The 12,457-nt window shown below is 37.2% G+C and carries 13 protein-coding genes, 1 tRNA gene, 1 other RNA gene and 1 pseudogene; 6 read left to right on the top strand and 10 right to left on the bottom strand.

Annotation, left to right across the window (positions count from 1 at the left end; all coding sequences use genetic code 11):
• The 5 genes from ABE954_RS04110 to dnaQ all read right to left on the bottom strand — a co-directional run bounded on the left by ABE954_RS04110 (window position 1) and on the right by dnaQ (window position 3,840).
• Window positions 1–684, bottom strand: a complete 684-nt coding sequence (locus tag ABE954_RS04110; protein ID WP_048608337.1) for a hypothetical protein — start codon at window positions 682–684, stop codon at window positions 1–3.
• Between the two features lie 91 nt (window positions 685–775).
• Window positions 776–1,381 carry a common pilus major fimbrillin subunit EcpA gene (locus tag ABE954_RS04105; protein WP_042846883.1) on the bottom strand — a complete coding sequence of 202 codons (606 nt, stop codon included), beginning with the start codon at window positions 1,379–1,381 and terminating at the stop codon, window positions 776–778.
• Between the two features lie 131 nt (window positions 1,382–1,512).
• Window positions 1,513–1,833: a helix-turn-helix transcriptional regulator gene (locus ABE954_RS04100; RefSeq protein ID WP_042846884.1), complete on the bottom strand. Its 321-nt coding sequence runs from the start codon at window positions 1,831–1,833 to the stop codon at window positions 1,513–1,515.
• Between the two features lie 1,016 nt (window positions 1,834–2,849).
• Window positions 2,850–2,926, bottom strand: a tRNA-Asp gene (locus ABE954_RS04095).
• Between the two features lie 152 nt (window positions 2,927–3,078).
• Window positions 3,079–3,840 carry a DNA polymerase III subunit epsilon gene (dnaQ, locus tag ABE954_RS04090; RefSeq protein WP_042846885.1) on the bottom strand — a complete coding sequence of 254 codons (762 nt, stop codon included), beginning with the start codon at window positions 3,838–3,840 and terminating at the stop codon, window positions 3,079–3,081.
• A 54-nt stretch (window positions 3,841–3,894) separates the two neighbouring features.
• Here dnaQ and rnhA point away from each other — a divergent pair, with 54 nt between their 5' ends.
• The gene (gene rnhA, locus ABE954_RS04085; protein ID WP_042846886.1) at window positions 3,895–4,365 is read left to right on the top strand and encodes a ribonuclease HI; all 471 of its coding nucleotides are present in this window, start codon (window positions 3,895–3,897) and stop codon (window positions 4,363–4,365) included.
• On the opposite strand, the gene ABE954_RS04080 is transcribed toward rnhA, so the two are convergent.
• A complete protein-coding gene (locus ABE954_RS04080) occupies window positions 4,362–5,096 on the bottom strand; it encodes a class I SAM-dependent methyltransferase (protein WP_042846887.1) in 735 nt (244 codons plus the stop codon). The two genes, rnhA and ABE954_RS04080, sit on opposite strands and share 4 nt — an antisense overlap.
• 33 nt (window positions 5,097–5,129) lie before the next feature.
• Here ABE954_RS04080 and gloB point away from each other — a divergent pair, with 33 nt between their 5' ends.
• From gloB to ABE954_RS04060, 4 genes are all read left to right on the top strand, one after another.
• Window positions 5,130–5,882 (top strand): hydroxyacylglutathione hydrolase, encoded by a 753-nt coding sequence (gene gloB, locus ABE954_RS04075; RefSeq protein WP_042846888.1) that lies wholly within the window; start codon window positions 5,130–5,132, stop codon window positions 5,880–5,882.
• 81 nt (window positions 5,883–5,963) lie between these two features.
• On the top strand, window positions 5,964–7,334 hold the full coding sequence (gene mltD / locus ABE954_RS04070; protein ID WP_048608373.1) for a murein transglycosylase D: 1,371 nt from the start codon (window positions 5,964–5,966) through the stop codon (window positions 7,332–7,334).
• Window positions 7,335–7,863: 529 nt separating this feature from the next.
• Window positions 7,864–8,232 carry an Hha toxicity modulator TomB gene (tomB, locus tag ABE954_RS04065; RefSeq protein ID WP_042846890.1) on the top strand — a complete coding sequence of 123 codons (369 nt, stop codon included), beginning with the start codon at window positions 7,864–7,866 and terminating at the stop codon, window positions 8,230–8,232.
• Window positions 8,233–8,306: 74 nt separating this feature from the next.
• The gene (locus ABE954_RS04060) at window positions 8,307–8,510 is read left to right on the top strand and encodes an HHA domain-containing protein (RefSeq protein WP_042846891.1); all 204 of its coding nucleotides are present in this window, start codon (window positions 8,307–8,309) and stop codon (window positions 8,508–8,510) included.
• A 343-nt stretch (window positions 8,511–8,853) separates the two neighbouring features.
• On the opposite strand, the gene ffs is transcribed toward ABE954_RS04060, so the two are convergent.
• Window positions 8,854–8,950, bottom strand: an RNA gene (ffs, locus tag ABE954_RS04055) — signal recognition particle sRNA small type.
• 143 nt (window positions 8,951–9,093) lie between these two features.
• The gene (locus ABE954_RS04050) at window positions 9,094–9,552 is read right to left on the bottom strand and encodes a YbaY family lipoprotein (RefSeq protein WP_042846892.1); all 459 of its coding nucleotides are present in this window, start codon (window positions 9,550–9,552) and stop codon (window positions 9,094–9,096) included.
• A gap of 239 nt (window positions 9,553–9,791) precedes the next feature.
• Here ABE954_RS04050 and tesB point away from each other — a divergent pair, with 239 nt between their 5' ends.
• On the top strand, window positions 9,792–10,658 hold the full coding sequence (gene tesB / locus ABE954_RS04045) for an acyl-CoA thioesterase II (RefSeq protein ID WP_042846893.1): 867 nt from the start codon (window positions 9,792–9,794) through the stop codon (window positions 10,656–10,658).
• Between the two features lie 140 nt (window positions 10,659–10,798).
• On the opposite strand, the pseudogene amtB reads toward tesB, so the two are convergent.
• Window positions 10,799–12,013, bottom strand: a pseudogene (gene amtB / locus ABE954_RS04040) (ammonium transporter AmtB); the annotation flags it as partial.
• A 79-nt stretch (window positions 12,014–12,092) separates the two neighbouring features.
• On the bottom strand, window positions 12,093–12,431 hold the full coding sequence (locus tag ABE954_RS04035) for a P-II family nitrogen regulator (RefSeq protein ID WP_042846895.1): 339 nt from the start codon (window positions 12,429–12,431) through the stop codon (window positions 12,093–12,095).
• Window positions 12,432–12,457: the final 26 nt, after the last annotated feature.

Raw genomic sequence — 12,457 nt, 5'->3', positions numbered from 1 at the left:
CTATTTGACAACAATGAAATTCCCTTTGTGCCAAATACCAATACTTGTTTTTTTATTATTTACATTGACTAATTGAAGTTTCACTGCCAAGTTTGGCATCAAGTAATAACGCTCTCGACATATACCTTCAATTCCAAAAGTTATTTTTTCTGTTAAGCAAGGGCCAGATGCAACAACACGGAAAGAAGTATTTCCTAAATTAGCAACTTGGTACTTTTCATATTGATATCGAAAGTTTTCCACCCTAGGAGCGACAACAAGTATCGTGCTTATCGTCGCTGATGTTGTTGCAGAGGCTGATTTTGAACTTTTCGTTATTCCGCTTTCACTTATTGGGTCATCTTTCCAATTTAATCGGTAGTAACGTTCTTGATCATCTTTAGGACCATTATAAATAATTTTAAATATGTCTCTTGCTTTGCCCGGTAGAATAATATTCGCTGGTGTTGACAATATCTCATTAGGGTCATTAACGGGAATAACTTTTCCATTCTCTAAAGGAGAATCTATTTTTTCAATGCTTAAATTTACCAACCTTGCTGCATCGACCGTATTTTCAATTTCCTTTGACAAGGTGTTTTCTTCAGAAGAAATAATTTCTGTTATATTCCCAACATTAACAGCCAAACTATTTTTCAGTGGAATAATTGATAATAAAATGAGCGCAAGAATTGTTTTTTTCATAATAAAACTCAAATAAAAGACGATAAAGATACTATTTCCTTATATTATCTTTATCGTAATAAAGGATTTGTTATTTAATTAATGAAATAACTTATGGTGTAACAAAAGTTCCTTCCCAATTTGCAGTAAATTGAACTTTTACATCACCATCCCAAACGCCATCAGCAAGATCTTTAAATTCAGCTGCCGCACCTGCAGATTCTGCACTTGCAATAACGAACGTAAATTCACCACGGTCTGTTGCGCGGTCAGAACCATTATAAACACCATCAGCAGCTAAATTATCTAAACCAGACGTTAAACCACCAGCAACATCAATTAAAGTTGTCTCCGTTGCCGTATCTAAGTCAGTTCCATTCCATTTAACACCCACTTTTAATGTGGAGTTATCAGTAGTTCTTGATAATGTATTAGCAATCACTTTTGAGGTTAATTTAAAATCTGTAGCACCTGACTGCCCTTGAATAGCAACATCAAATGCCCCATTTTGCTGATTAAAACTTTGTTGGCCTTCGGCATAATTAAATGTCAGGCTTTTTAACGGAGTAACAACTAACATACTTGTTGTATCTTTAATTGCGGTTGCTTGCCATGTTGCGGTCGCTTGTGCAGTGCGCGTATCCGCATTCGCAACAGTAGCAAAAGAAGCAGCAATAATCCCAGATAATAGTACAGACGATATTCTTTTATTAAACATTGTTATTCTCTCTAATTAAAATTAAATACATACCAAATAAAAATTACATAGTATAAAAAACACTTTTAGTTGTGTTTTTTATAAAATATAATCTTGACCACTAAAAATGTAATTAAAAAATATTTTTATTATTATTTTTTATTTAAAAAATTATCCATTAAGTAATTACTTAACAAGTAATTTTTTTTATTAGATTCTTCCTTAGCCATTTTTATATCAAAGTCATGTTCATTTTGAACAAACATTATTAGTTCAACCCAATTTTTATCGAGTATATTCAAAAGTTGACTTAGTTGATCTATGGTCAAAGATGTTTTTCCAGTTTCATAGCGTGAAATTTGTTGCTGGCTGACATGCATTAACTTTGCTAGTTGCTTTCCCGTTAGATTTTTTTCTTTTCTGGACTTTCGTAAAAAAACCCCCGCATAATAACTTAAGTTATTTACTTCCATAAGCATTTCCAAAATTTTCCCGATGACAAAATTCAAGTAAAATCATTCAATAAATGATAATCATTAATATATTTATATTTAATAGGATAAATTATTTGATAATAATTCTCTGACTATTAATTTATGCTTAATAATATAAATTGATTAAAAAACGTGTAAAAATGTTTAAACCTATCAATGTTAGAAAATCAATAGATTAACTCTATTTAGGTGTTTTTTATGAACCACATTTCAGTTTTATCACCAGATAAAACACGTAGTCAGAGTAGAAAAATGATAAGTAACTATGTGATAAGTAAATTATTTTTTGATGTGAAAATATTGTTTTTTATATTAGTAAAATAAGTTGCAAAAATTATTTTAATTAAAACATAATATATTTAATGGACATTTAAATTAATACTATTTTTCATTTTGTTACAATTTGGCATGTAATGTATAAATAAATTATTACAATAACACATAATATGAGTATTAAGGATTTATCTCTACGAAGAGATCATTATTTAGCGTTAAGATCGAGTATGATATATTTATTGATGTAAATCAAAAATGTATTCAGTTAATTTTACTCTTTTGAAGAATTTAAAAAATAAAATAATAACTAGAATAACAATCGTAACCGAAACAATTCATCAATGATATAAAAAGTACACACCCTCAATTCGCCAAATACAGCATAAAAATCGACCTATTTTAGCCCATTAAATTAATAACCAAATAAAATAGTTTCAGTAAAAAAATTGATTAACCTACCACAAAATAGGTAACCATTTGCTAAAAAACAGCTCTTATTAATAAACTGATTGTTATCTATTTAGTCATTTAGCCTTTCAATGATACAGCGCAGTTGATAGTGACAGCTCTCCATCCGATTGAACAAAGGTCTAAAATTAAACTTTTTTAGTCTAATATACAGATGGTTAAGCAACTGATAATGAAATAAAACTATTTTGACAAGATGAGATGATGAGACAAAAAAAAGCCCCGAGTTAAAAACTCAGGGCTTTAATATTTGGCGGAACGGACGGGACTCGAACCCGCGACCCCCTGCGTGACAGGCAGGTATTCTAACCAACTGAACTACCGCTCCGGATGTTCCCTTCTGGGAACGCCAAGCATATTACGAATACTTTGCAGCCCCGTCAATACTTTTTCTTGGGAAATCGCGCAGTTGAGCAGTTTTTAGCCTTAAATAGCACACTTAATTTGCATGCCATCATTTGTACCAATACATTCTATATATCAATGTAAATTTTCAGCCTCATCAGAAGACTGCCGCCAAAGACAAGGTTTTCCCCCTTTCTTATCGACAATGTCTAATCGCGCTTCGTGGGCAATGACCTCTTCATCGGAAGCATAGAGTACTTTCAAGCCTGTTGTCGGTCGTTCAATTCTTTGTATTTCATTGGCTTGCTCATTATCGGCGGACTCAGACTCCATCGAAAATGACAACGATGTTTGCCCACCCGTCATTGCTAAATAGACGTCAGATAAAATCTCCGCATCGAGCAATGCCCCGTGTAAAGTACGCTTAGTGTTATCAATTAGATAACGATCGCACAATGCATCTAAGTTGTTTCTCTTTCCGGGGAAAAGGCGACGAGCTAAAACCAAGCTGTCCGTGATCGTACAAAAGTCAGCCGTTGGTGGAATACCTTTATTGAGCTTACGAAATTCATGATCCATAAACCCGATATCGAAGGGGGCATTATGAATGACTAATTCAGCGCCACGAATAAATTCAATAAATTCATCCGCAATATCTGCAAAAACGGGCTTATCTTGCAAAAACTCATCGCTGATCCCATGCACTTCAAATGCTTCAGGGTCCACTAAGCGATCGGGTTTAATATACACATGAAAATTACGCCCTGTGAGTCGGCGGTTAATCACTTCAACTGCACCAATCTCAATTATATTGTGCCCTTCATAATGAACACCGAGTTTATTCATACCGGTTGTTTCAGTATCAAGAACAATTTGTCTGGTTATCACCGTGCTCATAATGTTTTTTTGTGTCAAACTAGAAAGGAACGAATAATATAGAGTGTAACAGAAATGACAAAGCAGGTAGAAATTTTCACGGACGGTTCCTGTTTGGGTAACCCTGGCCCGGGGGGATATGGTGTTGTTCTACGTTATCAACAGCATGAAAAAACGTTGAGTGATGGGTATTTTTTAACCACAAATAACCGGATGGAACTACTTGCGGCTATTGTCGCCCTAGAATCACTGAAACGGCCTTGTGATATCATATTAACCACTGACAGCCAGTACGTCCGCCAAGGGATCACCCAATGGATCCACGGTTGGAAACGCAGACAATGGCGTAAAGCGGATAAGTCTCCTGTTGTCAATGTAGACTTATGGAAGCGCCTCGATGAAGCTATCCAACGTCACACTATCGACTGGCGCTGGGTTAAAGGGCACGCAGGTCACCCAGAAAACGAAAAATGCGATGAGCTTGCTCGCGCGGCGGCGTCATCTCCAACCAAAGAAGATACCGGCTACCAACCTGCACAAGATTAACGATTATGGTTAACTTTAGTGCGTTCACTCAGCTCTTTTGCCGCACCTAAAGCCGTGCCTATTTTAACTTTCGGCTGCTTAAATTTTAACGGCGTTGGCGTGAGCGGATAAGTCCGTTTTCGCGCCACAATAACACTTAGTACCCCTATACCACCGCCATGTTTATTAATCCGTCTGTGTGAATTCATCCAAGGGATAACATGACAATTACGATGATATAAAACTTCATAGTTTAATAAACTTAGCCAATCAAATACCCTTAAAGCAGGAAAAAACCGGCTACAATAAGGTTGCCGTTTACGTAGAACAGGTACTAACTTTGCTAACCCTGCTAAGCTAAAGGGGTTAAACCCTGAAATAACTAGCCACCCATCATCAATTAATACACGGTCGACCTCCCTTAGAAGCCAATGTGGGTCGCTATCATAGGCTAAACAATGAGCCATTAAGCATGCATCAATTGATTTCTCAGTAAAGGGCAACGCCCCCGGTTGAGCAATAAGATTAAACCGCGGGTCATTATTCCCAACATTGAACTGATGAGAAATTAGGCACTCTTGGGTCTGGATTTCAGTACTTAAATGGCCTAACTTAAGGAGATGAAAACCAAATATCTTTGGCCACCAAGGCCTTAATTGGTTTTCTATAGACTGCCGGTATTGCTCTCCAAAAGGAATATCACACCAACTAACGGGCATTTGGAGCTTTTTATCAATACGTGCAGGCTTCATGAAATTCCCCTATTAACAAGTATCGAGGTCGTTATGGAGTTAATTCGAGTCCCAGCTTTAAATGATAACTACATTTGGGTTTTAGCTGATAACCAGCAGTGTATCATTGTTGACCCTGCGGAGGCAGAGCCTGTGCTCGAAATAATTACCGCACAACATTTAACGCCAGTCGCTATCCTCTTAACTCACCACCATAATGACCATACCGGTGGTGTAAAAGGCATTTTAAACAAATTTACATCGCTACCTGTTTTTGGACCTAAAGAAACTGAAAATAAAGGTGCAACAGAATTAGTCGAAGAAGGTGATACTGTCATTATTAACCAATTTAAATTCCAAGTAATTGCTTTATCTGGGCATACCCTTGGGCATATTGGTTTTTACCAAGCGCCTTATTTGTTTTGCGGTGATACTTTATTTTCAGCTGGTTGTGGGCGTATTTTTGAAGGTACACCAGAACAAATGTGGCAATCTATTCAAAAAATTGCAGCGCTCCCAGACGAAACATTAATATGCTGCGCCCATGAATATACCTTGTCGAACCTTAAATTTGCTCACCATATCTGGCCTGAAAATGAAGCGATTACACAATATTTACAAAAAATAACGCAAATGCGTGACAAACATCAAGCAACAGTTCCTACCCTATTGAAAGATGAGAAGAAAATAAATATTTTCTTGCAATGCGACAATCAACAATTACAAAAAAAACTCGAAATTAATATGCAAAATCCCCCTTTGAGAGCAGTTTTTACCCTTTTACGTCAATTAAAAGATCAATTTTAAAGTTTAATGATTGTCATCATGGGGTGGGATAAGTATTATTGTTCGACTTTTAAACATTGCAACGAAGAACAATAGAATAAAATGAAGAAAATCGCGACACTCATCGCCATTGTTCTGCTGGCAGGATGCCAAACCGCCCCAAAAAATGTTAAGCAGAACAAACCTTCAGCCAATCACACAATTGAAACTGTTGCCTCTCACAACCAAGCAGCAAGTAGACAACTTCCAAAGGTAGATTATGACCTTTGGGGTTACATCAGTGATGAGCTAAAAATGGATATACCTGATAACCCACAAATCAGGGAAATGGCTAACAGTTACCTAAACAAACAACGTTTTGTCTACGATGTGGCATTAAGAGCAGAGCCCTATATGTACCTCATCGTAGACGAAATTAACGAACGTAACTTGCCGATGGAATTAGCATTAATTCCGATTATTGAAAGTTCTTTCAACCCTAAAGCAACTTCACCAGCAAAAGCCGCAGGCCTGTGGCAAATCGTTCCAATTACAGCGCGTTCTTATGGGCTAAAACAAACCCAATGGGTTGATGAACGTAGAGATGTTGTTTCATCAACTAAAGCTGCATTTGATTTACTTGAAAACCTAAATATCATGTTTGGCCATGATTGGGAGCTCACGTTAGCTGCGTATAATTGTGGTGAAGGTTGTGTGCTAAATGCTATTAAAAAGAATGAGGCTGCTGGGTTGCCGACTGATTTCTGGTCCCTTTCTTTGCCAAAAGAAACTAAACAATACGTACCCAAAATTCTAGCTCTCAGCCAAGTGCTAAAAACACCAGAAAAGTACCAAGTTAACCTGCCAACCAGTAATAAAAATAGGGCGTTAACTCAAATTGATGTAGGCCAGCAAATTACACTATCCCAAGCCGCTGAGCTAGCAGGGCTTACTGTAGAATCAGTGAAAACCTATAATTCAGGCTATACTCGAGGCATCACATCGCCAACAGGCCCACATTATATTATGTTACCAACAGCAAAAGCGGAGCAATTTAAAACATCGTTATCTGATCAAGACGTTTTAGAAACCATCCGCCTTGCCGCAATACAAAATCAACAAATTAAAACGGCACAACCGACGGCAATTTCAACAGCTCGCCAAAATCGAGCAAAAATTACGACTTATAAAGTACGTAAAGGGGAATCAGTCGCCAGTATTGCTAAAAAGTTTAATACCACAGCCAAAAATATTCAGAAGCTAAATGGGTTAAAAACGGCGAGTGTGATAATGCCAGGGCAAACATTAAAAGTTTCTAGCCCAATATCGGCAGCAAACAATCGTAAAACGAAAACCTATAAAGTCAGAAAAGGCGATTCCTATTATAGTATTGCAAAACGCCACGGTATCAAGCTCAATGATTTAATGACTTGGAACTCAGGCGTAAAAATGGCTGATTTAAAACCAGGGGTAACCTTAAACCTTTACCTCTAAGTTACCTCCATGAAAAACCTCCCCAATTTTGGTCGAGGTTTTTTCTTATTTAATTATCTTATTTCATTGGTAAAATTAAACTATTTAAATACTCTGAATGGAGTAATACTTTTTATAACATCTTTTGTGTAAACATTTCATATTAGCCGTACTAAAATAACCAAATGGTTAAACGTAATTTAAACATTTTATAAAATTGAGTTTAAGTCGAGCATTTATAGCTCTATTTTAGTCACTTACTAATAAAAATGAAAAAAGTAGTTGATTGGTGGTGACTTATGTAATAATAATGCTATTATTATATCGCGGCTAAACTAGTCCAAGCTGCCAGTCCGTGTTCGAATGTCACTTATGTATAATATTAATAATCTTCGAAAACTTAACGAACTAGCAATAACTTTATATTTTTCAATATATTACTGCTTTATATATGTATATTGAACATAGGTGCTTTTAATTAGTTAACGTGACATTATTATTGATATAACAATACACATAGCAAAAGTCAGATTCGCCCGCGGAGGTGATTATGGATGAATACTCACCCAAAAGACATGATATAGCAGAACTAAAATACTTATGTAACAGTCTCAATAGAGACGCTATCTTAAGTTTGCAAAAAACCAATACACATTGGATTAACGATCTAAGCTCTGCACAAAGTGCAGCTCTAAATGAACTCATTGAACATATCGCAGCTTTTGTCTGGCGATTTAAGATCAAATATCCAAAAGAAAATCTCGTTATATCATTAATTGAAGAGTACCTCGATGAGACTTATGACTTATTTGGTAGCCCAGTCATCACATTAAGTGAAATTATAGATTGGGAAACTATGAATCAAAATCTAGTTTCAGTGCTGGATGATGACCTAAAATGTCTGACCAGCAAAACATAAAATCATTATTTATCTTTAATCAAACAATAACATCGTATGTTACTAAGTTATATTCCATATAAAGAAAGGGCGTTATGACCAAATCTGATTATCTGATGCGTTTGAGAAAATGCACAACAATTGAAACACTTGAGCGTGTCATTGAAAAAAACAAGTATGAACTATCTGATGATGAACTAGAGTTATTCTACTCAGCGGCAGATCATCGTCTTGCTGAACTCACTATGAATAAGCTCTACGATAAAATTCCACCTTCTGTATGGAAGTTTGTTAGATAATACTGTATTAACACGCGCAGATAGTGAATGGTTATAGCCGGTAAATCCACTTATCGGCTGAACTTAATACAATTTTATTTTTAGCACTAATATAGTGCTAGTAGGTTTTTTATTTCTAATTTCCCTGCCTTCTGTTTTTTATCACCATTATAATTAACAATTAATGCGATATTTTTAACTTTATTCGATTTTAATATTAGATATTATTTTAAAGAATAAAAATAAACTTCATATTTATAAATACAATTAAATACAGAACACAAAACTAGCCAATTAATTTGATATAAAAATAAGGGGATTTTTTCTAGTTTAGATGAAAGCAGTGGGATAAATTGGGTGGGAGCCCTGCCAGCGACATCCCGGCACACACGACCCCTGCTATGGCTGCTTCCTTCCGGACCTGACCAAGTTAACAAGTTAGCGTTGCGGGAGAACCAACAGAGCCCCCATTGATTGCTTCTTTCAAAGCAGGGGCATTATGCTTGATAGTCACTAAAATAGCAAGAAAGCCACAGCCAAGTGCTGGTTTATTACACAAGAACCAACATAAGAGATAGAATACTGAAAATTAGCTGCCATCAAATTAGTTTGCTGGTACCATCAGCAACTCCACATCTTTAGTTATACCATTATTGATAACTTCAGCATCAGAATCAGCAATGTATAATAGCTTCCCGTCAGCTTTAATCGTCGCATTGACGGTCAGGGTACCCTCTTGTCTAACTTCATTTTTGAGATAAGTTAGCTCAAATGGAATTGTCGGTCGATTATTCAATGAATTGTAATATTTCTGCGATAATATCAATGCAGGCAGATCTACAACAGATGTATCTGCAAGAGTTACCGTGACAATCGCACTTTCTGGTAAAACAGAATCTTGCAAAATCACCACTCGCCCTTCAATTTTCCCTGAATCAACCGTTTGGTTATTGTGGCTACTTTTAGCATTAAGTGTTTTTGCGCTTGGCTTTGTGCTATTCCCTTCACAGCCAATCAACGTCAAAACGACCAATAAGCTAACTATATGGCGAAAGAAACTCATAGATATTACCTGTAAGCCTATGTTTTATTTAAAACATTTATGGTAGAGAAATAAACACATCATTTTTAGACATGGGAATAGGGTGAAGTATAACCAATATAAATAAAATAATAAATTAATATTTCAAAATGTAACATTAAGTGAATTAAAATTTTCTACGCACAATCATCCTACCTATTTAAAGTAAATAATGGGAAAATACCAATATCTAATTATGTCCAAGTGAACCGAAGATAACTATGAGCCCAGAATTAAAGAACTTAATTAGCCTAATTGAGCTTGAAAAGATTGAAGAAGGTATTTTTCGAGGACAAAGTGAAGACCTTGGTTTACCACAAGTTTTTGGCGGACAAGTTGTCGGACAAGCTATGTATGCTGCGAAGCAAACCATACCAGAAGATAGAGCTATTAACTCTTTCCATAGCTATTTTCTACGCCCTGGTGATAGCTCGCGCCCTATTATCTACGATGTTGAGATACTGCGTGATGGTGGAAGCTTCAGCGCCCGACGTGTCAGTGCTATCCAAAATGGAAAACCAATCTTCTTTATGACTGCCTCATTCCAGTCTGAGGAAACAGGCTATAATCATCAAAACCTAATGCCAGACGTTCCACCACCAGAAAAATTAATTTCTCAAGACGATATTATACAGCGCTTAGCGGATCAACTCCCCGAATCAGTTAAGAAATACGCCCTTCGCCCAACGCCTTTTGAGTTCCGTCCAGTGGAATTTTATAGCCCATTTGATGCACCACCTCAGGAGCCATTTCGCTATATTTGGTTTAAAGCCAAAGGGCAACTGCCCGACTTACCCTCACTACATAGCTATTTACTTGGCTATGCTTCTGACTATAACTTTTTACCTGCCGCTTTACAGCCACACGGTCGAGGGTTTATGGAACGCGACTTACAAGTAGCGACTATCGACCACTCAATGTGGTTTCATCGCCCATTTAAGATTGATGATTGGTTGTTATATGCCGTAGAAAGCCCTTCGGCATCAGGTGGGAGAGGTTTTGTAAAAGGCCAAATCTATAGTCCCCAAGGGGAGCTAGTCGCAACAGCGGTTCAAGAAGGTGTGATACGTCACAGGCAACCTCGTTAATCCGCAGTAAAAAAGTAAGTGAATACTTACAGACTAAAAAAGAAAAGGTAATGGCAGCAAACAATAAACTGCCATTATCAATTCGAATAGAACACAGTATTTATCCTGTTTTCAGCATTATCATATCGTGCCGTACTTGTTTAATTGTAAGCACTTTCACCATGAGAAGTTATATCTAAACCTTCCCTTTCTTTCTCTACTGTAATTCTTAGACCGAATGTTTTAGCTGCTATCTTAAAAGCAATAAAGGCAACAATCGCAGTCCAAACCACACAGACTAAAATGCTAACAGCTTGAATACCAACTTGTTTCATCATAGTAATTCCTTCTGCATAACCACTTCCGCCTAATGTGCTGGCAGTAAATACCCCTGTCAACAAGCACCCTAAGATACCGCAGACCCCATGAACACCAAAAACATCACAAACATCATCTACTTTTAACCAACGTTTAAGAATGACCACGCCCCATAAGCCGGCGATCCCAGAAAGCAAACCGATGATTAGCGCCCCACCAACCCCGACAGTTCCTGCGGCAGGAGTCACACCAACCAACCCCGCTAAGCAACCAGAGCAAGCACCTAACAATGAGGGCTTATCCCTAAAAATCCACTCGGCAAATGTCCAAGACAGGATTGCTCCAGCCGCTGCCGCAATCGTATTGATAAATGCCAGAGCAGCAATACCATCTGCACTTCCCGCCGACCCTGCATTGAAGCCAAACCACCCAACAAATAAAATAGATGTCCCCATAAATACCATCGGTAAGTTATGAGGTTTAATTGCTTCCTTTCCTAATCCTGTTCGATGCCCAAGTAAGTAAGCACCAACTAAACCTGCAACAGCGGCATTAATGTGTACAACAGTGCCCCCTGCAAAATCAAGCGCACCATCTTGAGAAAGAATACCGCCTCCCCAGACCATGTGAGCCATAGGTAAGTAAGCAAATGTAGTCCAAATAACGGTAAAAATGAGAATGGCAGAAAATTTAATGCGTTCTCCTAATGCGCCAACAACTAATGCAACAGTTAAACATGCAAATGCACCTTGAAACGCCACATGCACAAACTGGGGAATTGAACCGGATAAACTTTCTACTGAAATGTTTTTAAGTAACACTTGGTTAAAACCACCAAAAAAAGCATTTCCTTCACTAAAAGCCAAACTATAACCATAAACAATCCAAATAACAGATACCAATGCAAAGATCACCGTTGTTTGCGCCATTAAAGAAAGCACATTTTTACTTCTTAATAACCCGCCATAAAACAGTGCAATACCCGGTACAATCATAAAAATAACCAATGCAGTAGCTATCATCATAAAAGCATTATCGGCTTTATCGACTTCTTTTGGCGAAGCAAACACGCTCATTGGAAAACCCATTAATACCCATATATATACGACTAGGAACCATTTACGCATCGTCATTCTCCTACAGTGCTTCATCTTGTTTTTCACCCGTACGGATCCGTACAGCTTGTTCTAGAGGCAAAACAAATATTTTTCCGTCCCCTACCTGTCCGGTACAAGCAACACCCTCAATGGTCTCAATGACCTGCTCTAACTGTTCATCTAACACCGCTATTTCCATTCGTACTTTGGGCAAAAAATCAACAGTATATTCAGCTCCTCTATATAACTCTGCGTGCCCTTTTTGCCGCCCAAACCCCCTAACTTCAGTAATGGTAAGCCCTTGAATACCGACATCAGACAGCGCTTCTCGAACCTCATCTAATTTAAATGGCTTAATAATTGCGATGATGTATTTCATATTTACTCCTATAAGTCATACCAATA

Source organism: Providencia sp. TYF-12, from assembly GCF_041344805.1.
In the GTDB taxonomy this organism is placed as follows: domain Bacteria; phylum Pseudomonadota; class Gammaproteobacteria; order Enterobacterales; family Enterobacteriaceae; genus Providencia; species Providencia huashanensis.
Note: the sequence above shows the minus strand (reverse complement) of the source record. Positions and strands in the feature narration are given on the sequence as shown.

What these genes read in the sequence shown, in the direction of transcription:
- ABE954_RS04060 (WP_042846891.1), top strand. Translation starts at nt 8,307, where the DNA reads ATGACCAAATCTGATTATCTGATGCGTTTGAGAAAATGCACAACAATT.
- ABE954_RS04105 (WP_042846883.1), bottom strand. Translation starts at nt 1,381, where the DNA reads ATGTTTAATAAAAGAATATCGTCTGTACTATTATCTGGGATTATTGCT.
- ABE954_RS04050 (WP_042846892.1), bottom strand. Translation starts at nt 9,552, where the DNA reads ATGAGTTTCTTTCGCCATATAGTTAGCTTATTGGTCGTTTTGACGTTG.
- ABE954_RS04100 (WP_042846884.1), bottom strand. Translation starts at nt 1,833, where the DNA reads ATGGAAGTAAATAACTTAAGTTATTATGCGGGGGTTTTTTTACGAAAG.
- tesB (WP_042846893.1), top strand. Translation starts at nt 9,792, where the DNA reads ATGAGCCCAGAATTAAAGAACTTAATTAGCCTAATTGAGCTTGAAAAG.
- dnaQ (WP_042846885.1), bottom strand. Translation starts at nt 3,840, where the DNA reads ATGAGCACGGTGATAACCAGACAAATTGTTCTTGATACTGAAACAACC.
- gloB (WP_042846888.1), top strand. Translation starts at nt 5,130, where the DNA reads ATGGAGTTAATTCGAGTCCCAGCTTTAAATGATAACTACATTTGGGTT.
- ABE954_RS04110 (WP_048608337.1), bottom strand. Translation starts at nt 684, where the DNA reads ATGAAAAAAACAATTCTTGCGCTCATTTTATTATCAATTATTCCACTG.
- ABE954_RS04080 (WP_042846887.1), bottom strand. Translation starts at nt 5,096, where the DNA reads ATGAAGCCTGCACGTATTGATAAAAAGCTCCAAATGCCCGTTAGTTGG.
- rnhA (WP_042846886.1), top strand. Translation starts at nt 3,895, where the DNA reads ATGACAAAGCAGGTAGAAATTTTCACGGACGGTTCCTGTTTGGGTAAC.
- mltD (WP_048608373.1), top strand. Translation starts at nt 5,964, where the DNA reads ATGAAGAAAATCGCGACACTCATCGCCATTGTTCTGCTGGCAGGATGC.
- ABE954_RS04035 (WP_042846895.1), bottom strand. Translation starts at nt 12,431, where the DNA reads ATGAAATACATCATCGCAATTATTAAGCCATTTAAATTAGATGAGGTT.
- tomB (WP_042846890.1), top strand. Translation starts at nt 7,864, where the DNA reads ATGGATGAATACTCACCCAAAAGACATGATATAGCAGAACTAAAATAC.